This is a genomic window from Actinomyces sp. oral taxon 897 (genome assembly GCF_002999235.1).
In the GTDB taxonomy this organism is placed as follows: Bacteria; Actinomycetota; Actinomycetes; order Actinomycetales; family Actinomycetaceae; genus Actinomyces.
Genome location: NZ_CP027236.1, coordinates 2254794 through 2275129 on the forward strand (window position 1 = coordinate 2254794; position 20336 = coordinate 2275129).

At 67.4% G+C, this 20336-nt stretch carries 14 protein-coding genes; 4 read left to right on the forward strand and 10 right to left on the reverse strand.

Annotation, left to right across the window (positions count from 1 at the left end):
• Positions 1-173: 173 nt before the first annotated feature.
• Positions 174-917 (reverse strand): ABC transporter permease, encoded by a 744-nt coding sequence (locus tag C3V41_RS09025; RefSeq protein ID WP_106109985.1) that lies wholly within the window; start codon positions 915-917, stop codon positions 174-176.
• Positions 914-1912 (reverse strand): ABC transporter ATP-binding protein, encoded by a 999-nt coding sequence (locus C3V41_RS09030; protein ID WP_106109986.1) that lies wholly within the window; start codon positions 1910-1912, stop codon positions 914-916. The genes C3V41_RS09025 and C3V41_RS09030 overlap by 4 nt, the downstream gene beginning before the upstream one ends.
• Before the next feature lie 389 nt (positions 1913-2301).
• Between C3V41_RS09030 and C3V41_RS09035 the strand changes: the two genes are divergently transcribed.
• From C3V41_RS09035 to C3V41_RS13160, 3 genes are all read left to right on the forward strand, one after another.
• Positions 2302-3369, forward strand: a complete 1068-nt coding sequence (locus C3V41_RS09035) for a sensor histidine kinase (protein ID WP_106109987.1) — start codon at positions 2302-2304, stop codon at positions 3367-3369.
• A complete protein-coding gene (locus tag C3V41_RS09040; protein WP_106109988.1) occupies positions 3369-4046 on the forward strand; it encodes a response regulator transcription factor in 678 nt (225 codons plus the stop codon). Before C3V41_RS09035 ends, C3V41_RS09040 begins: the two co-directional genes overlap by 1 nt.
• 446 nt (positions 4047-4492) lie before the next feature.
• On the forward strand, positions 4493-5167 hold the full coding sequence (locus C3V41_RS13160; RefSeq protein ID WP_165271622.1) for a sensor histidine kinase: 675 nt from the start codon (positions 4493-4495) through the stop codon (positions 5165-5167).
• A 1011-nt stretch (positions 5168-6178) separates the two neighbouring features.
• On the opposite strand, the gene C3V41_RS09060 is transcribed toward C3V41_RS13160, so the two are convergent.
• From C3V41_RS09060 to C3V41_RS09095, 8 genes are all read right to left on the reverse strand, one after another.
• Positions 6179-7456 (reverse strand): YcaO-like family protein, encoded by a 1278-nt coding sequence (locus C3V41_RS09060; RefSeq protein ID WP_165271623.1) that lies wholly within the window; start codon positions 7454-7456, stop codon positions 6179-6181.
• 579 nt (positions 7457-8035) lie between these two features.
• Positions 8036-8248 carry a thiazolylpeptide-type bacteriocin gene (locus C3V41_RS09065; protein WP_106109993.1) on the reverse strand — a complete coding sequence of 71 codons (213 nt, stop codon included), beginning with the start codon at positions 8246-8248 and terminating at the stop codon, positions 8036-8038.
• Between the two features lie 109 nt (positions 8249-8357).
• Complete coding sequence (locus C3V41_RS09070; RefSeq protein ID WP_106109994.1) at positions 8358-9473, reverse strand: hypothetical protein; 1116 nt, start codon at positions 9471-9473, stop codon at positions 8358-8360.
• Positions 9470-10528 carry a lantibiotic dehydratase C-terminal domain-containing protein gene (locus C3V41_RS09075; RefSeq protein WP_106109995.1) on the reverse strand — a complete coding sequence of 353 codons (1059 nt, stop codon included), beginning with the start codon at positions 10526-10528 and terminating at the stop codon, positions 9470-9472. The genes C3V41_RS09070 and C3V41_RS09075 overlap by 4 nt, the downstream gene beginning before the upstream one ends.
• Positions 10525-13143 carry a lantibiotic dehydratase gene (locus C3V41_RS09080; protein WP_106109996.1) on the reverse strand — a complete coding sequence of 873 codons (2619 nt, stop codon included), beginning with the start codon at positions 13141-13143 and terminating at the stop codon, positions 10525-10527. Before C3V41_RS09080 ends, C3V41_RS09075 begins: the two co-directional genes overlap by 4 nt.
• Complete coding sequence (locus tag C3V41_RS09085) at positions 13140-14735, reverse strand: nitroreductase family protein (RefSeq protein ID WP_106109997.1); 1596 nt, start codon at positions 14733-14735, stop codon at positions 13140-13142. Before C3V41_RS09085 ends, C3V41_RS09080 begins: the two co-directional genes overlap by 4 nt.
• A gap of 12 nt (positions 14736-14747) precedes the next feature.
• Positions 14748-16502 (reverse strand): YcaO-like family protein, encoded by a 1755-nt coding sequence (locus C3V41_RS09090; RefSeq protein ID WP_106109998.1) that lies wholly within the window; start codon positions 16500-16502, stop codon positions 14748-14750.
• Positions 16502-18565, reverse strand: a complete 2064-nt coding sequence (locus C3V41_RS09095) for a hypothetical protein (RefSeq protein ID WP_129591541.1) — start codon at positions 18563-18565, stop codon at positions 16502-16504. Before C3V41_RS09095 ends, C3V41_RS09090 begins: the two co-directional genes overlap by 1 nt.
• A 558-nt stretch (positions 18566-19123) precedes the next feature.
• Here C3V41_RS09095 and C3V41_RS09100 point away from each other — a divergent pair.
• Entirely contained in the window at positions 19124-20296 is a 1173-nt protein-coding gene (locus C3V41_RS09100; RefSeq protein WP_106110000.1) for a YwiC-like family protein, read from the forward strand.
• Positions 20297-20336: the final 40 nt, after the last annotated feature.

A 20336-nucleotide genomic window follows, 5' to 3' on the forward strand; every position in this document is an offset into this window, starting at 1 on the left:
CAGCCGTCGCAGCCGTCACGGCCTGCTCCTGCGAATGTCCCAGGAGCCCCGGCCGGGCGGCTGCGCGGCGTCCTTACCACCGCAATAACGCTGTGGCCCGCCCAGCGGGTACTGGGCGGGCCACGCCTTCCGGAGCCCTGGGCCAAGGAACACCCAGGGTGTCGCTCCAGGGACTACCTCCAGCGCATCAGACGGACACTGGCGGCAAAGAGCACGACGCCGCTGACGGCCAGGACGCCCCAGCCGACAAGCGCGTCACTCAGGTCGACGACACCGGTCAGCGGCCAGCGCAGGCCGTTCAGGACGTAGGTCATGGGCAGGAAGTGCGAGAGTGTCTCCACCCAGCTCGGCAGCATCTCCAGGGGCATCATGGCGCCCGAGGCGAAGCACATGGGGAAGACAATGAGCATAATGACGAGCGGCACGGCCTGGAGACTGGGGACCACGAGTCCGACGAGAATACCGATAAGGTAGAACACCAGGGCCCCCAGGAATACCGGCACAACTGCGAGCAAGGCCCACGGTGACAAGGACATCCCGACCCAGGGCATAATCCCGACGACAATGATCAGGACAGCCTGGACGAACGCGGACACCAGTGCCACAGTAAAGGCGCTCATAAGGATCCGGGACACGCTCAGGGGCACGCAGCGCAGGACGCCGAGCATCTTGTTCTCACGCCACTCGGCAATGTTCATTCCACCCGCGAAGAGCCCGACGAAGGTGACGCCGATGCCTACGACGTTAGGGCCGATGGAGTCCACGACCGAGTGCCCGCGGACACCCGGGTAGGAGCCCATTGTCTGCGCCAGGATGACGAGCAGGGCAGAGGGGAAGACGTAGGAGAAGAAGAGGGTGGAGGGGTCGCGCAACGTCGTACGCGCCAGGGAGGCGGTCAGTGCCTTGGAGGGGATCATCGCTGGATTTCCTTTCCGGTGAGCTGCACAAAAGCATCCTCGAGGCTGACCCCGCGGACCTGGGCTCCCGCTGTCGGTACGCCCGCGGCCGCGAGGACGGCGAACCCATCGCCCACGTCCTGCACGTGCACGACGACGCCGTCGGGCGTGACCTGGGCGTCCAGAACACCCTCCAGCCCAGTGATCGTGTCAAGCCACTGCGCGCCGCCGGGCAGCAGCACGGAGGAGCTGGCCTTGCAGTCGGCGATGAGGGCAGCCGGGGTGGCGGTGGTGACAATGTGGCCGGCGTCGAGCACGGAGACGACGTCGCACAGGCGCTCGGCCTCCTCCAGGTAGTGCGTCGTGTAGATGACCGTCGTGCCCTCCTCGCGCACCTTGCGCAGCTGCTCCACGAGATCATGGCGGGAGGTGGGATCCAGGGCCGCCGTCGGCTCGTCCAGGAAGAGCACCTCGGGGTGGTGGACGATCGCCGAGGCGACGGCCAGGCGCTGGCGCTCACCGCCGGAGACCTTGGTGACCCTGGAGTTGCGCACCCGCTCCAGGCCCATGATCTCAATGAGCTCGTCGGCCCGGGCCTGGGAGGCGCCGAAGAGCGCGGCCATCGTGCCCAGGTGCTCGCGCACGGTGGCGCGGGAGAAGAAGGCCGTGGCCTGGGGCTGGATACCCAGGCGGGCGAGCAGGGCCGGGTCGCGCGGGAGAGGCGGGCGACCGAGCAGCTCAACCGTACCGGAGCTGGGTCTGCGGGCCCCGTGGACAATCTCCATGAGCGTGGTCTTGCCGGCGCCGTTGGAGCCGATGACCCCGTGGAAGGATCCACGCTCCACCACCAGGTCCACCCCGTGCAGCACCTCACGGTCCCCGTAGGAACGGCGGACGTCGCGCACGATGACGGGGGGCCCGTCCGGATCCGGGCGGTGAGCGGGCCCGACCTCCTGGTCAGGGGCCCTCTGCGTTGTCCCCTGGCTGGCGCCCGGGGTCTTGAGAAGGGTGGTCATAGTTCAGTCTCCTGGTTGGGCAGCCGCACGGGGCCGCTCGCAGTGTCTACCAACAACCTCAAGGATCCAGGGACGACGCCGTCAGCGGATCCTGCAAGGTGCCAGTTCGCACTCCAACTTTCGGAGGAGGGGAGGGTGTACAGAGCTCATACTGCAAACACTTTGAAGGAGTCAAAAACCATCAAAGATAGTTAAGCATATATATTTCACCGTATCTGTGTTTGGCGCCATACTTCTGTGATCCGCGTCAAATCGGACACGCATCGCCGAGCCGTACTAGACTACCTGAGGTGACCTTAGCAATCCCTGCGTCATCAGGGGCGTTAGCGCACCTGCCCGCCCCAGGCCGCCTGGCCCGCCGCGCGGCACGCGCCTGCACGGCCCGCCGCGTGATCGCCTTGCTCCTGGCCGCGCTCGCCTGCACGGACCTGGCCCTCACCGGGGCAGATCCTCTCACACTCAGCTCCCTGCCCAGCGCGGCCAGCGTCCTGCTCGTACGACGCCACCCCTGGGCGGCTGTAGCCCTTGTAGGCCTGCCCCTCCTGCCGCTGCTGGCAATCGGCGCTGTGTCGACGGCATTTGTCAGCTGCCTCCTTACCCTCCCTCTTCTTATTGCCGATGATCACAAGTGGCAGGCATTGACACTTTTTCTGTGCTTCATCGGAGGAGACGCCACGGCATCCCTCCGCGGCGAACCTACTGACGAAAGGATATTCGCTTTCTACACTATTCTCCTGGGCACGTCGGTTGGGGCCGGTCTGGTAATTCGTGCCTCAAACCGCGGACTGCTCGCAGCAGAGACGGCCCGCGACGAGGCCCTGCGCGCCCAGCGGCTCCTTATTGCCCAGGAGCTGCAGAGCATTCTCACCCGTGCTAACGAGCTCGTCTCCGAGGCCACCGTCAAGGCGCTCGCACTGGGACCACGCAGTCCTGCCGTCGTCGAGGCCCTGGAGGACATTGCCGCCACTACCCGCGACTCCCAGGGCGACCTGCGCGCCATGCTCCGCGTCCTGCGCCAGCAGGAGGCGTCGACCAGCTGGGACGCCCTCCCTGCCAACGACCTTCTCACGACCCTGGACTCCGCTCAAACGACCTTGACCCACTCAGGGCTGCGTGCTAGCATCTCCCACGACGGTGATCTCGCCGCACTACCCCAGGCATCTGCTACAGTAATCGTCCACGCCGTGAACGAGGCCGTTGCCAATATGACAAAGTATGCTGCTCATGACTCCCCGTGCATTATCCAGATCGAGGTCTCCGCCGAGCGCGTTATTATGCTCGCCGTCAACTCTGTAGCCGAGCACCGTCGTCCCGCACCGCCCGCACTGACGAGCGGCTACGGGCTCGCTGGCCTTAAGGAGCGCGCCCAGGCCCTGGGCGGGTCACTGCGCTGCACGCCCACCAACCACCGGTGGACCCTCTCCCTCTCCCTTCCCCTAGAAAACGGAGCCAAGTAATGACCACCGCCTCTGACGCCTCTACTATTCGCATTATCATCGCCGATGACGACCCCATTGCGCGGGCGGCCATTAAGTCAATGTTTGACGAGGAGGATGACATTGAGGTCGTCGCCGTCGCCGCGGACGGCGCAGAGGCCGTTGACCTCGTCCATGAGCACATGGTCGACGTCGTGCTCATGGACGCCCACATGCCCGTACTCGACGGCATCGCCGCCACCCGGAGGCTCGAGCAGACGTCCTCAGGCACCCGGTCCCTTATTCTCACCAGCTTTGATGACGACACCTACCTTGACACCGGTATCGCCGCGGGAGCCTACGGCTTCCTCCTCAAGACGACACCGCCCTCCGAGGTCGTCGCCGCGGTCCGTACCGTCCACTCAGGTGGAAAGGTCCTCTCCCCCGGACCGGCTGGCCGCGTCCTGGACCGCTACGTCCACGGTCAGTTCCCCAGGATAGCGTCAGCCGCGGACCTGGATCTGTCTGAGCGCGAGCAGGAGGTGCTCCTCCTGCTGTGTGAGGCCATGTCCAACCAGCAGATCGCGACCCGCCTCATGATAGCGGAGACAACCGTCAAGACCCATATCGCCTCGATTATGCGCAAGATGCACGTCTCAAGCCGTCTCGAGGTCGTTGTCGAGGCGTACCACCAGGGACTTGCCACTGCTCGGTCATGAGACTCGGCCCGCCTACTGAGACACCTTGGCGCTGGCTCCAGTGGGCACTAACCGCCACCGTCCTGCTCAGTCCCATTCCCTCAATAGTCCAGAACGGGCCAAGCTGGTGGTCGCTCACCGCACTGCCAGCAGCGTTCCTGGTCCTGATCCTCGACCGCCTCCCACGCACTGGGGCAATAGGACTCGCCCTGGGCGTGCTCCTGGGATCCATGACCGACGAGTTCACAGCACCCGTTATCGCCGGTACTCTTTCCGTGGCGCTGTTCCTGGCACGATCACGCCTCAGGTGTGTTGCGGTCATTATAGCAGGCTGCCTTAGCGAGATCACACTTCATCTTCTCAATAGCGATAATCCCGCAGGTCCAGACTGGTTGCCTACCATAATTCTTCTTATCGTAGCAATAGTTCTGGGCATGATCTTGCAGTCCTCTCATCGGCGCACCCTTATGGTGCAGACTGCCCACGCAGAGGCACTGCGGACCCAGCGCTCCCTTATCGCCCGTGAGCTCCACGACACCCTAGCCCGAGCTAATACCCGCGTGTACCTGCGTGCTCAGGGTGCGCTCTCCGCAAGTGCAGAGCAGCCGGAGGTGGCCGCCCTCCTGGAGGAGATTGCCGAGACCAGTCGCAGCTCCGTCACGGAGCTGCGGGCCATGCTGCGCGTCCTACGCGAGGACGCGCCTGCACAACCCGATACCGCACCAGCTACCGATCTCGGTGCCGCGTTCAGCTCTGCCCGCTCTACCCTCAGGCGCGCGGGCCTGCGCGTCACCACGACCCATAACGGCCGCCTCACAGAGCTGCCCGCTACTGTTGCCGCAACGCTTGTGCTCGCTATTGACGAGGCTGTCACCTGCCTGAGGACCTGTGCCGCGACGGACACCCGGAGCCAGCTCGTTCTTGATGTGGGACGCTCACGTGCCGACCTCCTTGCCATGTGCCGCATTGCGGACCGCCACAGCCCCCACGACCACGAGCTCACCGACCGCGCAGGGCTCCTCGGCCTGGGCGAGCGGGCACACGCCCTGGAGGGCACGTTCGACTGCGCCATTGTAGGGCGTCAGTGGCTGCTCACGCTCTCGCTGCCACTCGCCGCGAAGAAGTCACCTTCTGCCACTTGAGGGACGACCGGCCCGTGCCGCTCCGACTAAGGTAGGAGTCAGATTCGCCTCCACGCAGGATGACGAGGGCGCGGACTCGCGCCAGGATAAGGGTATCCGATTCACCCCCGACCAATGGAGCTCATAATGGCCCGCCCCCGTCCCCTCGCTGTCATCCTCCTAGCGCTCTCCCTTTTCTGTATGGGCGCCACCACGCCTCCTGCCTCGGCATCACCCGTAGACGACGACAGCATCAGCTATACCCCTCTCCACGGCGACGTCAGCACTCTAGACGACAGTTTCGTTGAGACAATCGACCCGCTCTACATTTTGCGCTGTACCTGGATATTCCGTTGCCGCAACCGTTAAATTTCATCTTGCGTTCAAGATAGTTCCTTTGTGAGCCCACGAGCTGGTGCAGATTATCTGCAATAACTCCACTAGCGTCCTTTGATGGATTCACACAACACGCTCTGACTCCCTACAGTAAGTGCGGCGAGGTAGATCAGGACCGCGGTCCCCATAACCCAGCCGCTGACTGCCCACCCCGTTCTCCACGAGGCTGAGACCAGGCCAGCAGCGCATACCACGACCGCCCCCCAGGCAAGTGGTACCGCAGCGACGTCGACCCAGCGGAACCACCAGACCAGGAAACCGGTGAGGTGGAGGGAGACCACGCCAAGAAGGAGAAGGAACCACCAGGGGCGCAGGCTGTCAATGAGCAGCATAGGCGCTCCCAGGGCCGGAGCCACGCCCTCAAGGGCTGAGGTGGTCCCGGCCCAGCGGAGCCCGGCCTCGGCTACAGGCCTGCCAGGGTGCCTGGAAGGTGCTGTCGGTTCAGGGAGCGTCCTCAGCCTCATGACAAGGCAGGCAACGAGAACGAGTACTGCCAGTCCGACGTGTGGTAGGAACACTGCGCCTGGTGCCACCATGACGAGGGCGCTGAGGCTGAGGACGTCGGCTGGTCGGGCGCCGGGGCGCGTGACACGAGCTGGCACTGAGGACGAGGATGTGGTCATAGCTTGCTCCTTACTAGGAAAAGGGGTGGGGGTGACGGCGCAGGGTGGCTGGCTCCGGCATCCCGAGGTTTCGGCAGAACTCAGAGGGGCGACGCATCTGCAGGACACGTTGGCGATGCCATCCAAAATCAAGGGGGGACAGGCCTGGCGTGAGGACGGAGCAGGTCTCCAGTCCGAGCACCCCCTCCAGGGGGGTCGTGGCCCGAACCACCAGGGGATCGACACCGATCCTTCCCAGCCGTGAGACAAGCTCGTTAAGCAGGCCAAGAGCGCCCAGTCCGGCAAGCGGGGCCTCAGGGAAGACCTCCTTGAGAGGAAGGACCGGACCGTCCCCGACATAGTCCTGGACCAGGGGCTTCGCCTCAGGGAAAATACACTGTAGGGGATGGTCGTCAATGCCTGTGACGAGCGTGGGATCCCTGAGCATGTCCAGACAGCGCTGGCGCTCACGGACAGTGCGCTCCTCGCGTTCGGGAAGATATGTCCAGGCCTCACTCAGGGCGCTGATAACGGCACGCTCCGGATCCGGGTGCGCCGCGGCCCCGAAGGCGGCCGCGCGGCTCCCCCGCGCAACAGCGGCAATAACCGGCACACCTGTGTCTGAGGGGATGGCCAGGACGTCGACACGATGCCCCAGGAGGGCCGCACGACTGAGGACCGTGCGCGTTCCGGGAACGCTTCGGGGGTCAATCCGCCGTCCTCCCACGCGCGCCACCCAGCAGTTAATAAATGCGTCGCGCTCAACGAGCTCAAGCAGACCGAAGAGACAGGCCTCCTCGACTGAGGATCCTGTAGCCAGGCCCGAGGTGCACACAAAGGACCAGCGCGGCGTCAAGAGCGGCTGCGCAAAGAAGGCGAGATCCCTGGGTACAAGGACCTCTCGGCCATCTTTGAGAGAGTTCGCAACGACCCACTCGTGAGGCATGTCGGGACTGAAGGGGACAATACCCTCGACATAGCCTCCGGACCCATAGGCGCCGAAGTTATCCGGAACACGGTGCTCGCGAGTGAGATCCTCCTCGGCACTGATCACGACCTGACCAGTGCGCTGGCGGGCGCCAGCGAGCCTCTCAAGAGCCTCCAGGAGGGCGGCACGTCGGCTCCGTTCGAAGGTGGGCTCCTGACCGCTCCAGGTCAGTGGACGGATCCGCCTGCCGTCCCACAGAGGAGTCTGTCCTGCGACCGGAGCGGTTGTCTCCCAGTCAAGACGCTGTTCGACACCAAGACCCACGGCCCCGCAGACCGGGTTGACAAGACACTGCTCGCGCAGCTCAAGGGAGTCCGCGTCCACACGGCGCAGCGGATCCGAGTCATGTGCGTGGTACGCGGTAGTCCTGCCCTCACCGACAAGAAGATCCCCCTGACGCAGATGCGCAGTCACGGTATCGTACTCCCAGACCGGGATCCTTACTCCACCACCTATGCGGACCGGTGCGGGAGACAGAGAGTCCGCCAAGGCGGTGAGCACCTTCAGGAACCAGGGCCTGTGAGGAACCAGCTCGTCGTGTCCGTGAACGGGCTTCCCGGCGCTGCACTGGCTCTGCAGGATCGGGGATCGGGTGGAGCACCAGCGTGCCCTGAGCTCGGCGTAGGCACCTGGGATATCGCTGGCCCAGGACGGCCACACGAGGACCGTCCGGCGTGAGCGGAAGGCGCACGTCGTGGACGATGGCTCAGCAGAACCCACCAGGTCCCACGGGCGCTGCGTCTGCGGGAGAGCAGCAGCTGGTGCAGCAGAGGGAGTCATTGATGTTCCTAACTACCAGGTACAGAATGTTCCTGAGCCCCGGCCGCGTCCCGGCGGTCCTGGTCATGTCGGGTGACGTGACCAGGACCGCCGCTGCTCAGCGCCGGGTTCTCCTGGTGCGCGTCACGCGGTCGCGCAGGAGGAGGTCGAGGTGCAGGTCGAGGTGCAGGTGGAGGTACAGGTCGAGGAGCACGAGGAGGAGGAGGAGGACGAGCAGGTTGACCCAAAGACCATGTCCGAGTAGTCGACACAGTCCTTGACCTCGAAGGTCTCGACGTCGAGCTCACCGAGGTCGATAGCGATCCTGGCAACGGAGGAGGAGACGGAGTTACTCATGGTGGTTTCCTTTCAGAGATGACCTGTCACGGTGACCGGTCGTTCGGAGGTACGGGGCGGTGGTTACCGCCCGCTCTTGATCGGGAGGATCCCGACGCAAGTCATGGAGTCAGATCAGGGAGCTGATGAGGAGCCCGGACCAGGCTGCTACCACGAGGAAGGCGGTGAGCAGGACGACGGGGTAGCAGGTGATGGCCAGGCGTGTGAGTCGGGGCAGTCCCTGAGGTACAGGGGTCCCGCGCCGGGCCCGCAAGGCAGCGAGAGGGAGCTGCTTAACACCGACAAGCATCTCCAGGCCTCTGGTCATGTCCGTATTAGGGAATGGCGTCAGGCTGAGGATGACAATAGTGAGGTCAATGAGCAGGGACAGGGATCCCCAGGCAGCCACCCCGGTCCCGGCGGTCCCGAGAAGAGCGGCCCCTGCAGGCAGAGCGGCCATGGCGAGCGTGAAGAGAGGACCTGCCAGGACGATTGCGAGAGCCCGCTGGCGGCTGCGGATGAGCCCGAGTCCGTCAAGGCGGGTCGAGGGCATCGGCACCGGACCAAGGAAGGTGACTGAGAGGACTGGGAGCCGCCCTCCGGCGAGACGGACAAAAGCTATTCCGTGGGCGATCTCGTGCCCGCACTGCGATACCAGGTGCCAGATGACGGCGCCGGTGACACTCAGTATGACCCCAAGAGGCCCGAGACCTGTCAGCCCCTTGACGGAGGCCGTTATCTGCGACCAGCCGCTGACGACTCCTGCGGCCACCATGGCCCCTACCGCAATGCAGAGCAGGGCCAGGACGGGGGCGATACGGGTGCCCGCGACGCCCCAGGCGCAGGAGGTGATGACCTGAAGAGCCCTTGGCGGAGAGGCCGGGGAGGGATGCTGAGAGGAGGCCTGCTCCTGAGAGGCCGGATCGATATCCTGAGCCTCCTGAGGCACGGTCCCGGTGGGGCGCACAACGAGCCCGTGCACGAGGAAGATATTGATGATCCGCTCCACGGACCGCAGGCTGATCGCCAGGCCCGAGCTCTCCTTGACCCGGTCTGCGATCTCATCGACAGTACCGGGCTCACGTAGGGCTTCCAGGACCAGGGCCTCTGCGGCGCCGAGCGTGTAGATCCGTCCTCCACGGTGCGCTGCGGCCTCAACGACGAGGGATGTCCCGTTCCAGACGGCAGGACCGATCTGCACTCCCTCTGGGGCGACGGGGCGCCAGGCGGTTTCAACGGTGGTCATGCTGCCGTCTCCATCAGTCGGGGTGAGAGCGCCTGGAGGATCTCAAAGGCGAGATACGCCTCGTCCTCGATAGAGATCATGAGGCGGTTGCTGGTCATGTGGACGTAGGAGTGGCAGAGATTCCAGGCCGCCTCAGAAACGTTGTCAGGACGGTTCTCGGTCCCGTCCCTGTGACGGAAGACGAGGGCTCTCTCAGAGACCGCATCCTCAATACGACGGCGGTAGGTGATACAGGTCCTCGCCCAGTCACCGAGAAATCCGGGCAGATCCTCGTGGGCCCCTGCCAGGACGGCGTCGATCATAGGGACCACCGAGCGCTGGAGCAGCGAGACGGTCTTGCGGAAGCGAGGCTGGTCAGTCTTCTGCGTGTAGGTCACGCTGCTCCCGTAGCTGCCGGCCCAGTGCGAGTGGTAGAACTGGAGGAAAGCAGCGAGAGCGGCGTGGTCACTGAGCAGTGCTGCTGCGGTCACCGCCATGATCTCTGCGCCCAGGCCGAGGAGGATCGTGCGCGTGCTCGTGTTCCCGAGATCGATGACGGTACCCGCCAGCTGGGTGGAGTCGGCAAAGAAGTCCTCGGAGATCACCATGCCGACCGGGCCGCCGTAGCGGTCCCACTCGGGCTCATACTCCCTGCGCACGACCGTGTTGTTCGACTGGAGGATCGCGGTGCCGTCCTCGCGGAAGTAGCGTCCACGCTCCTCCTCACCGTACTCAAGGTCGAACATCTTCCTGTAGTAGGAGCCCTGCTCAATACGGGCCATAGGGTGCATTGAGGGACGGCGGCGCAGGTAGTCGGTAACCGTTTCCGTCACCTCAGCGTCAATAGCGTCCTCCTCAGCCCTTGCGGCAGGGTCGAGGCGGAGCCTCACGTGCCCTCCCTCAAGCCAGTAGTTAATGTAGAAGCTGCGTCGGATGAGGCCGCGTTCATGCAGGTCCTGGGAGAGCGGCAGGAGGCAGTCTCGCAGCAGGACCGTGGGGGCGCTGCCGTAGAAGACGTGGTAGGCCATCCACCGGCGCGGCTCTGCGGAGCAGAGAATATCGGGGTTCGTGCTCATGAACGGATCTCCTCCTGGTCAGGTTGGGTGACGTCAAAACCGAGCACCAGCTCGTGGATACGGCGGTCACCGTCAGCTCGGTTAATGAGGGTCTGGTCAAGGCTCGGCAGGGACTCGGCGACGTGGAGGGCGCCCTCAGCACCTCGCCACTCATGACAGGCCGTCAGGAGGCTGATGACGCTGGTGACGTCGACGAAACGGGGCTTGCCGCCTCCCTGCGGGGAGTCGTCGGCGACGGTGACATAGCACTGTTCCGGAAGGTCCAGGGACCGCCACCACTCGACCCAGGCGAGATACCCCTCGGCGGTAACCGGGTCGGCGTCAGGCAGGAGGTCGTGTCCCACTTGGGTGGTGTGACGACGGAGCACCAGCGAGCCGAGCCGCAGCCTGGGAAGGACCCGGACGCCCTCGCCCTCAGGCAGCCTGGGGACAAGAGAGGTGCCGATGTTCCCGGGCGGGGCGAGGAGGGACACGAGCTGTGTGAGCCACGGCGTCGCCGCGAGGACGAGGTAGCCGAGGTAGGCTGGCTGAACCTCCCGGCCGTCCTGGTCAAGGAGCACCAGCCGTCCTTCCTCAGGACGGTCCTCGAGGGCGAGCTCCTCGAGCGCCAGCCTGCGTGCCGTCTGGGAGCCGCTGGGGTCGCCTGGCAGGACGATCTCCGTGTCGAGCAGGGGACCGTGGAGGTTGAGGTTCGTAAAGGTCGTGCCTCCGGAGATCTCGGCGAGTACGACGCCGTGCTCACGAGCTCGCGCCTCCTGGTCGCGAGCCACTCTGGCACCCTGCTCACCATGCAGGTAGGAGAAGCGCGAGAGACCGAACCCGGCCTGACCAAAGACACGGTTGACTACCATGGATCCCACGTCGCCCTCGGGGAGCAGCTGGGCAAAGAGGAAAAGGTGCTGGTAGCGCTGCCGAGGAAAGCGCAGGCCGTCAGTGACCGCGGAGCCCGGGCGGAGCAGCGGCAGGAGGTCGGTCTCCTTCTGGGCACCCTCCACGAGTGCAGAGAGCTCCTGACGGGCGGCGACCCAGCGCCACGCCTCGCCCCAGCGGAGCCAGGGGTCATTGGCGCCCTCAGCGGCTGCGGGGGTGTCCGGGTCGCCCGGCCTCGACTTGTAGGCGTCGTACAGGTCGGAGTTGAACGAGCGCAGGAACCCGGCGACGTCATCGCAGCGCCGTCCCTCACCGACTGTCTCGGTAAAGTAGCCACGCATGAGGGCCCGGTCTGTCTGGGCTGTGTCAAGGAGGCAGGCCAGACGCACCAACGCCCGGCACTCCTCCTCACTCCACCGCAGCGCGGGCCCGGTGTAGGGGCCGGCGTCGAGGGCGCAGTCCTCGTAGACGACCGTCCGCGGCAGGGAGGCCTCCAGGCTGGCGGTCCGATAGATCGCAGCGACCTTCGCGGGCAGCTCCTGGAGCCCCTGGAGGCGCGCGTCCCCCTCAAGGCCCGCGATACGGCGGGCAGCGCCCTCGTAGTCGTCGAGCATGGTCACCAGCTGGGACGCACGGGTGTCGTTCGTCCTGATAAGGACGTCGCGGGAGCGCCCGGCCCAGGCGGCGGTGTGCGGGTGCAGGTCAAGGCCGTCAACCTCGAGCACACCGAGCCTCACCAGCCCGAGGACGGCGTCCTCGGCCCGCTCCTCGGCCAGCGCGGTGGTCCCGGCGACCCCTTGGACGACCTCGGCGAAGGGACGTGGGCCGTCGACCAGAAGAGCCTCGACGGCCCTGACCAGCCCGACATGACGCAGACGGACGGTGGACTGCTCACAGGTCGCGTAGTCCTCGGCACGGTGGGAGTCCTTGAACTCGTAGACCGATCGGGCGACCAAGAGGGAGCCGTCCGGGAGCACCGCGATAGTGCGGGCGAGGCGCAGGGGAAGGTCATGCAGCCAGCTGCGATCCTCGGCGAGCGCACCCAGTGCCCGGGCGACGGGGTAGACGTTCCAGCGGGTCCGCCGCGTCGGGCGTACCGGCAGCAGGCTCCACGAGGGGCCGGTGCCCTTGAAGGTGGCCAGGGCCGTGGGGGTGAAGGTCGAGAAGGGTGAGGTCTTGGCAATGGCACGGCTCGCGTAGGACACGAGTGAGCGCTCCGCCTTACGCATGCTCTTGGACGGACGGGGACAGACCCCGTGCTGCGGGTAGCGCATGAGGTCACGCATTGCCATCGGGGCGGCTACTGCCAGACCGTCCTTAAAGTCCTGGTCGTCAAGGAGGCTGGCCAGGCCCTGGCGCTGGCTGACGAGCCAGCCGTCAAACTCCTGCCGACCGCGGTCAACCAGGGCCGTAAGACGCCCACCGGCCTGCTCAGCAGGCAGGACGGCCGCACGGGCCTCGGCCGCGAGCCCCGCAGGTAGGGCAGCGACACCTCGGGCGGTAGGACGTCCGTTGAAGACAGCACGACGGATCTGGACAAGCTCCTTGCGCCACTGACGTGACGCTCCCTCGATAAGGGAAGCAAGACGGTCTGAGGCCTCCCGACGACGCCGTGTGACCTCACGGCGTCCGTTCAGGACGAGGTCCGCCCACTCGAGGGCGGCCGGGGTGGACAGGGCCTGCTCGGTACCGACAGGCAGGCCCCCCACACGTAGCTGGACCAGGGCGTCAACGGTGACGTTCATGAGAGCTCCTTCAGGAGGTCGAGACGGCCGTTCCACGCACCTGAGCACTCAATGTCGTGACCAAGCAGCATCATGAGCACGGGCTTCTGCGGGGTGTCCTCCAGGCCGATACCAGTGGTGTGACGGGCCGCGTCAAAGCCGAGGGCGGTACCGAGCCCCATGCCCAGGCGCGCAGCCTCAAGGCTCATGACCTGGCAGACGGCCCCGACCGCGGCGTTGACGATCCGGTACCCACGGACCCCGAGGTCGCGGGAGAGGCCCAGGACGTCCGCGGCGAGGACGAGGGTCGTGGAGGAGCGCTGGCCGTCGTAGTTGTGCAGGAAGTACGTGGAGTCAAGGAAGGAGGCGTGGCTGCCCGGGCTGAGGCGGCGCAGCGTCCCGGAGCAGGTGTCGGCCTCGTAGAGACCGGCCTGAAGGCCGGTGACGTTCTCGACGAAGACGTAGGGTCGTACGCTGCTCGAGCAGGCCGCGCCGAGGTCGTGCTCGACGAGGCACGCGGCCTGGGCGCCCGTGCTGAGCAGGGTGAGGAGATCCTCGGCGGCGATCGGCGCCCCGTCAAAGCGTCCGAAGGAGGTCTCGCGACGTCGTACGGCACGGACACGGTCGGCCAGCGCCGGGTGGGTGGGAGCAGGCAGGGCCACGACGTCGTCGCCGGGGAGGGCGAGCGGGACGCCAGCCGTGGTGCGGGGGCGGGACGGGGTGCCTGCCATGTCGCGCTGCATGGCACGGGTCGTCGGGAAGCTCCTGACGTGGCGGGAGCGCTGGTGGTCGGCGACGACCGGGCTCCCGCCACGCACGGTGCCGCGGTGGGGCCGTCCCACAGGGAGGACGGCGTACACGCCCTCCTGCTCGCGGTCAGTACCGAGGATCCGGGAGAGCCGCTCCTCATTGACCCACATATCGGGTACGACCTGGTCCTCGTGCTCCCCCAGGAGGTAGCGCCAGGTCCCGAGGATCGTGCCGACGTCCATGGAGGTGGCCTGGTAGGCGAAGTCGTTGTACTTAAAGCCTGACTGCCAGTAGTCAATGGTGAGAAGGAGGTAGTCGTCGACGACGTCGCCGTATCCCTGGGCCTGGGCCACGGCTGCGGTGTGGTCACCGGAGACGAGCAGGTCCCAGGCGTGGTGAAGCGGTGAGTAGTGGTAGATCCCGGGGGCCAGATCCGTACTGGCTCCGACGACACGGTAGACGGAGACGGTGTAGCGCCCGCCGCCTGAGGAGGCACCACGACCCCACCGGTACCGGCTCGCCTGGCACAGCATCTCCGGGCGGTCGCTGCAGTTGACCCGGCATCGCTGGGACAGGAGGCCGTAGGAGAGGAAGAGGATGTCGGCGAGCACCCGTCCGCGCTCCTGGCCGTGCAGGCCCTCACCAGCGGCGGCAAGCACACCGCGCCCCCAGGAGGGGGTAGGCAGGGGCACACGCTGGGCCAGGGGGTAGAGCTTCTGCTCGCTCGGACAGTCCGCCCAGTCCACGCTCCAGCTGTCGGTCGGCATGCCACGCTCGACGCGGTTGATAATGAGGTCCGCGTAGTTCTCGGCGGCGCTACCGAGCGGCATGGTGTTCCAGAAGGTGACGGCTTCATCGGTCATGACGTGCTCCTCTCAGGGGAAGGGGTGGGGGACGGGGGCAGCCGGCTTTGTGGTGCAGCGGTCTGCGTGGGCCCTGCGGTAGGCACCGGCGCGCTCAGCGGTACGGGGCATTGAGAGGGCCCGCTGCTGACGCCAGCCGAAGTCAATGGGGACGAGGCCGGGGACAATCACCTTGACGCTGCGCACCCCCAGGACCTTCTGCGCGGGCAGGGTCTGCTCGACGACCAGGACCTCGTAGTCAGGACGGAGCAGCTCAAGACTCAGACGCAGATCCGTCATGACGTCGCAGCCAGCTCCCGGGACACTGAGACTGGCGATATCCCTCTCCTCCCCACGCGGTGCGTCAAGGAGGAAGGAGGCGAGCGGACGGGCACCGGGATGCGTAAAGAGGTCCGCATGGTCCTCCATCACCCTCACCTGGTCAAAGTCCTCAAGCATCTGCTCAATGTGCTCACGACCGATTTCCAGGCGGGTCCGGGCGACGAGATAGTCGGAGGCGACCTCATTCAGCGCTGCCGCGAGCGCACGCTCCGCGTCAGGGTGGGCTCCCGCGCCAAAGCACAGGGATCCGGTCACGGAGCTCTCGGCGACGGCGACGACCGTGGGGACCCGGGTACCGACGGTGGCGTCAAAGAAACGGACCCGCTGGCCGAGGAGCCGCATGCGGTCGAGGAGCTGGCGGGAGGCCAGTGCGTTGACGGACCCTGACCGGATCTCGTCAAGCTCCAGGGCGCCGTACCAGCTGATCAGGAAGGCGTCACGTTCCACGGCCTCCAGGAGCCCGAAGAGGACGGCCTCGGCAAGGGTGCCACCGCAGGCGCAGCCGTTGGAGGAGTCCTGCACGATCCGACCCTCCTCCCCGTAGAAGGCGACGTCACGGGGGACGGCGACCACGGCGCCGTCGGAGAGCCGACGGGCGGTCGACCAGGCAATAGGGTGGGTGTCAAAGGCGGCGTCGATGCCGAAGACGGACGGCAGGTAGGCCTCAACCGGCAGCTCGGACGCGGTACCCCTCAGGACCCCGGGTGCGGTGACGGGCCCGGTCATACCGGCCCGGCGCTCAAGGGCCTCCAGCAGACCGATCGCGGCCGAGCGGGAGAAGCGCGGGGTGTGCCCGCCCCACGGGCCCGTCCAGCAGCCAGAGGGTGTGACGGCGACATAGGCCCCGGAGACCTTCGCCGTCGTCTCGATCTCGAGGTCGGTGACCGCCTCCAGCCCCAGGCTCGAGCAGAAGGGGTTGGCTGCGTCACCCACCTGGTGGGCGACCATGTCCAGGGAGAGCCTGCGGTAGGGCAGGGACAGACCGTCAGCAGGCCGTGCTGGGGGACGGACCAGCGGCTCAATGGGGGCACCGCCCTGGTCGTGCCTCAGGGAACAGGTCTCTGAGGGCAGTACCGGCACGAGCGAGACACTGAGGCTGTCACGGTCGATGACCCTTACCTGGCGGAAGGATCCGTCCTGGGCCAGTGGCAGGAGGGCCAGCTGCGTCGCCAGGGCGACCACCGGTCCCCACCCGTCCTCCTCGCCCCGGCCCAGTGCGTCCGCAGCGAGCCGACGCTGGCTGCGCGACCGGATGATGCCGTCGTAGAGGCAGCCCGGGCACGGGCCTGACGGGGTGCCGAGGGAGTCCAGGAGGAATGCGTGCCGACCGGCGAGGACGAGGAGGGGTGCCCCCTGCGGGCCGAGAGCCTCCCGCGCCCCCGCGCGGCACCAGGCACTGAGGTCGTCAAGCGTCCTCCAGGTGAGGGCGTGGTCGGTGGACGTCATCAGGCACCGGCTTCAGCGGCGGGGTCGCAGACGAGGACCTTGCAGGCGACCAGGCCGGCGCCGTCGACCTCTGGGCTGGTGACGTCGCAGACGAGGACCGCGCCGTAGCAGGGCTCCTTAGGGTCCGGGCCGTCGACGTCATCGTGCACGACAGCGACCACCTCAGGCGGGTAGGAGGGGTGTGCGAGCTGGGTCCAGGTCGTCATGTCACCGCGCTGGACGGCACCGAGGACGCCGACGAGGGCTTCGATGACGGCCTCCTCGAGCAGGGCCCCAGCCTGCACCTCCCACAGGGTCCTGCCGTTCAGCGAGGCGCGTACGGCGACGACGCGGCGGCCGAGCCAGGTCCCCAGGTCAATGACCTCGGGCTCCACCCCGACGTCCGTGGCGGTCCGGAGGAGGAAGGCGGTGCGCTCGTCACGTCCCCAGTCCGTCAGGAGGAGACCGGGGCGGTCGGTGGCAGCGGCACGTAGGGCCGTGCCGACGGCGGCCGAGCGCAGGGCGGACTCGACGGCGTCCTCGGTACCTGCCCCGATCCCGGTACCAGCGCACCCCCGCGCGAAGAGCCCGGCACCGTTGGCCGGGGAGAGGGTCGCGGTAGCCGCGGCAGGGACCGCGCGGGGAGCACCCGTGGCTACCTCCTGCGCCGGTACCAGGTCGGGGAGGGGACCAGGCGCCTTGCTGAGCTGGCCGCTCAGCGAGGTCACCTCCGGCCCCTGGGCGCGGGAGCGTCGTGCCGGGGCCCAGTGCTCAAGGTAGAGGGCCAGTGCCTGACGCACGGCCCGCTGGCGGGCTCCCGCGACGTTCCACAGGTCCGCTCCCCCGATGCTGAGGATCTCACCGGGCCCCTCAACGACCTCGGCAGTGCTCACCTTGAGCGGGAGCTGGTCAAGGTCCTCGTCAGTGAAGCGCCTGACGGGAAGGGTCCGGGATCCGACGAGCGCGTCGTAGACGGCCAGGTCGCTGGTGCTCGTGCGCTCCGGGGTCCTCATCGGGTGGTCGAGGAGGGCCTCAGCGGCTCGGCGCATGGCGCCCAGGCGTTCCGGGGTGTCGTCCATGAGGCGCAGGCAGCGGCTGGGAAGGACACGGTGGCGCCGGGTCTCCCCCGACAGGCAGTTGAGGACGAGGACGTGCGCCACCGTCTCGGGATCCATGGCGCCGGTGACCGCCTTGAACACCTCGAACGCGGCGATGACGCCGGCCATGCGCTCAAGGGCAGGGTTCCAGGTGCTCTCGGCGCCGGTCGGCAGGCCGGCCCAGGAGCGTGACCAGAACCGGGCCGCGGCACCGTCAGGGCAGTGGTCGGTGAACGACTGGACGGCGTCCGCCCAGCGCCTCGGGAGGGGCTCTGAGCCCGTCCAGCCAGCGGGACCGATGACGATCTCGTCACCGATCGCCCAGATCGGGAGCACCTTGCGGCCAGCGTCCTCGTCGACGCCGTGAAGCAGCAGGTCGGAGGATGCGCTGCAGGGGGTGAGGACGAGGACGTCCGTGCCGGTGAGGACCTCGTGGTCGGTGCGGGGGTCGGCGCGGACGACGACGGCCTGGTCGGGCACGTCACCCAGGACGGCGTCGTCAGAGGATCCGGGCGCAATGACCCGGATGACGCTGGCACCGTTGTCCGCGAGGGCGCGGGCGAGGGCCACGGCGCAGGCTCCCTCACCCAGGACGGTAAGGCGGGCGTCGCGGAAGGCCACGAAGGCCCGGCGCGGTTCGTCCGTGTAGTGGGCGAGGAAGTTGATCTGGTCGGCAAAACGGGTCTCGACGCCGTCATCGAGGACAATGTCGTCACAGGGGTCGACGAGCCGGAGGTAACCGTGGGCCCTCAGGGGCTCGATAAAGACCTGCAGACGCCTCCAGGCCTCCTGACCGAGGATCTCACGCAGGCTCTCCTCGGTGTGCCCGCCCTCAAGGAGCGGGTAGACAGAGCGGAAGACCCGGTAGGCGTTTGCCCCACGGATCTCAAAGCCTGACGTCGAGTTTGAGAAGTAGATCCCACCCGCGGACTCGCTGAACATTGTGTCGCGGCGAAGCCGGTACTGGCGCTGCGTCCTTCCTGGCATTCTCTCCTCCGTCGTTGAGCAGCGGCCTGGCCGCCGGTTGCCTGAGTTGATGGGGAAAGCCTCGCTGCTCACGCCGCCTGGCGGATCCTGCGTGCTAGCGATTGAGGACCATGCCTTGGCTGAGACGGCAGTCCTCCGGAAGGACGGGGCCTGGGGTACGACGAGGGAGACGTCGGGACGCTAAGGACGACCTCGCCCCCGCTCCCTTCCCCTGCCAGTACGAGGCACCGGCCAGCCGCGGTCCTGGGTCTACTTCCCCCTGCCAGTGCGGGGTGCGCCCGGTAGACCTCCCCAGGCCGCCCCGACTCTGCTGGCACGAGGTACCGCGGCACCTGCTCGGCCGCGGCCGGATCCCAGGGCTCCCCGGTCACTGTGGCGGGAACACGGGTAGCTGGCGTCGAGGACGTGCACGGGACCGGCAGGCCGTTACCGCGCCTTTTTCTGGCCTGCACGGCTGACGGAAGGTCATAGGCCGACGGCGGGCCTGTCCCGGTCGCAGCAAGACGTCGAGCAGGCAGACCCTATTGTTCCGGCGCCCTCCTTACGTAAGCTGGGGACGTGAGCCAGTCGCGTCCCACATCACCCTCCGACCACCACATCGAGCGCGTCCCCGCGGGCCCGGACGACTCCGGGCCCACCACGGCCGGAGCCGGGCCCACCGGAACCAGCCCAACCGCGGCCGGGGCCAGCCCAGCCGGGGGCCCCGGAGCCGACCCCACCCAGGCCCCGGGGGCCGAGAGTGCGCCCCTGGTCGGCGCCCCCTCACAGCAGTCCCGCCCCGGGCCCCAGGACGACATCCTCCTGGCCACCGGTGAGCCGCTGCGAGCCGCCCGCGGTCGCGGAGGCCGGCCCACCCCGGCGGGCGGCGCAGGCGGACGCGGCCGCCCCGCGGCAGGCAGGCAGGAGCGGATCCGCCGTCAGCCCGGGCGACGCGCCTGGGTACCCAACCAGCACGGCGTGTGGGGCATGCTCCTGTTCCCGCCGCTCCTGGGCATCCTCCTGGGCGGCTGGTCCTGGGTCGACTCCGTCCTCCTGCCCGCCTGGTGGGGCGCCTACTTCGCCTACTGGGCCTGGTCCCAGTGGCTGCGCACGCGCTCGCCCCGACGTCGGGCCCTCCTCCTGCCGCCGCTGGGCGTCTACACGGCCTGGACGGCGGCGTGGGGCCTGGTCGCCCTGGTCCTGGCCCCCTACCTGGTGCAGTGGGCGGTGCCCCTGGTGCCGCTGGCGGCCGTCGCCGGCTGGGAGGTCCGGCAGGGCCGCGAGCGCTCGCTGGCCTCCGGGCTGTCCACGACGGCGATCGCGAGCCTGTTCACGGCCATCACCTTCCAGCTGGGGGTCGGCGGGGCGGGCGGGTTCCTGGGGACGGGCCCCACCGCCCAGTCCGTGGGCTGGCCGCACGCCTGGGTGGCCACCGCCCTCATGGCCGCCTACTTCTGCGGCACCGTGCCCTACGTCAAGACCATGATCCGTGAGCGCTTCAATATGGTGCTGCTGGTCGCCACCACGGCGGCCCACGTGCTGGTGGCGGGGGCGTCCTTCTGGCTGGCCTCCAACGGGGAGGTCTCCTGGACGGTGGCCGTGGTGTGGGTGGCGCTGGTGGTCAGGACCGTGGTGATGCCGCTGCGCCAGTGGCACCTGGCCCGGGTCACCCACCGGCCTATGCGCCCCAAGGTCGTCGGCCTGACCGAGCTCGTCTTCTGCGTGCTGGTCACGGTCTCACTGGCCCTGTAGGCCGGACGCCGCGGACGTACCTTAGCCGTGGACGACGTAC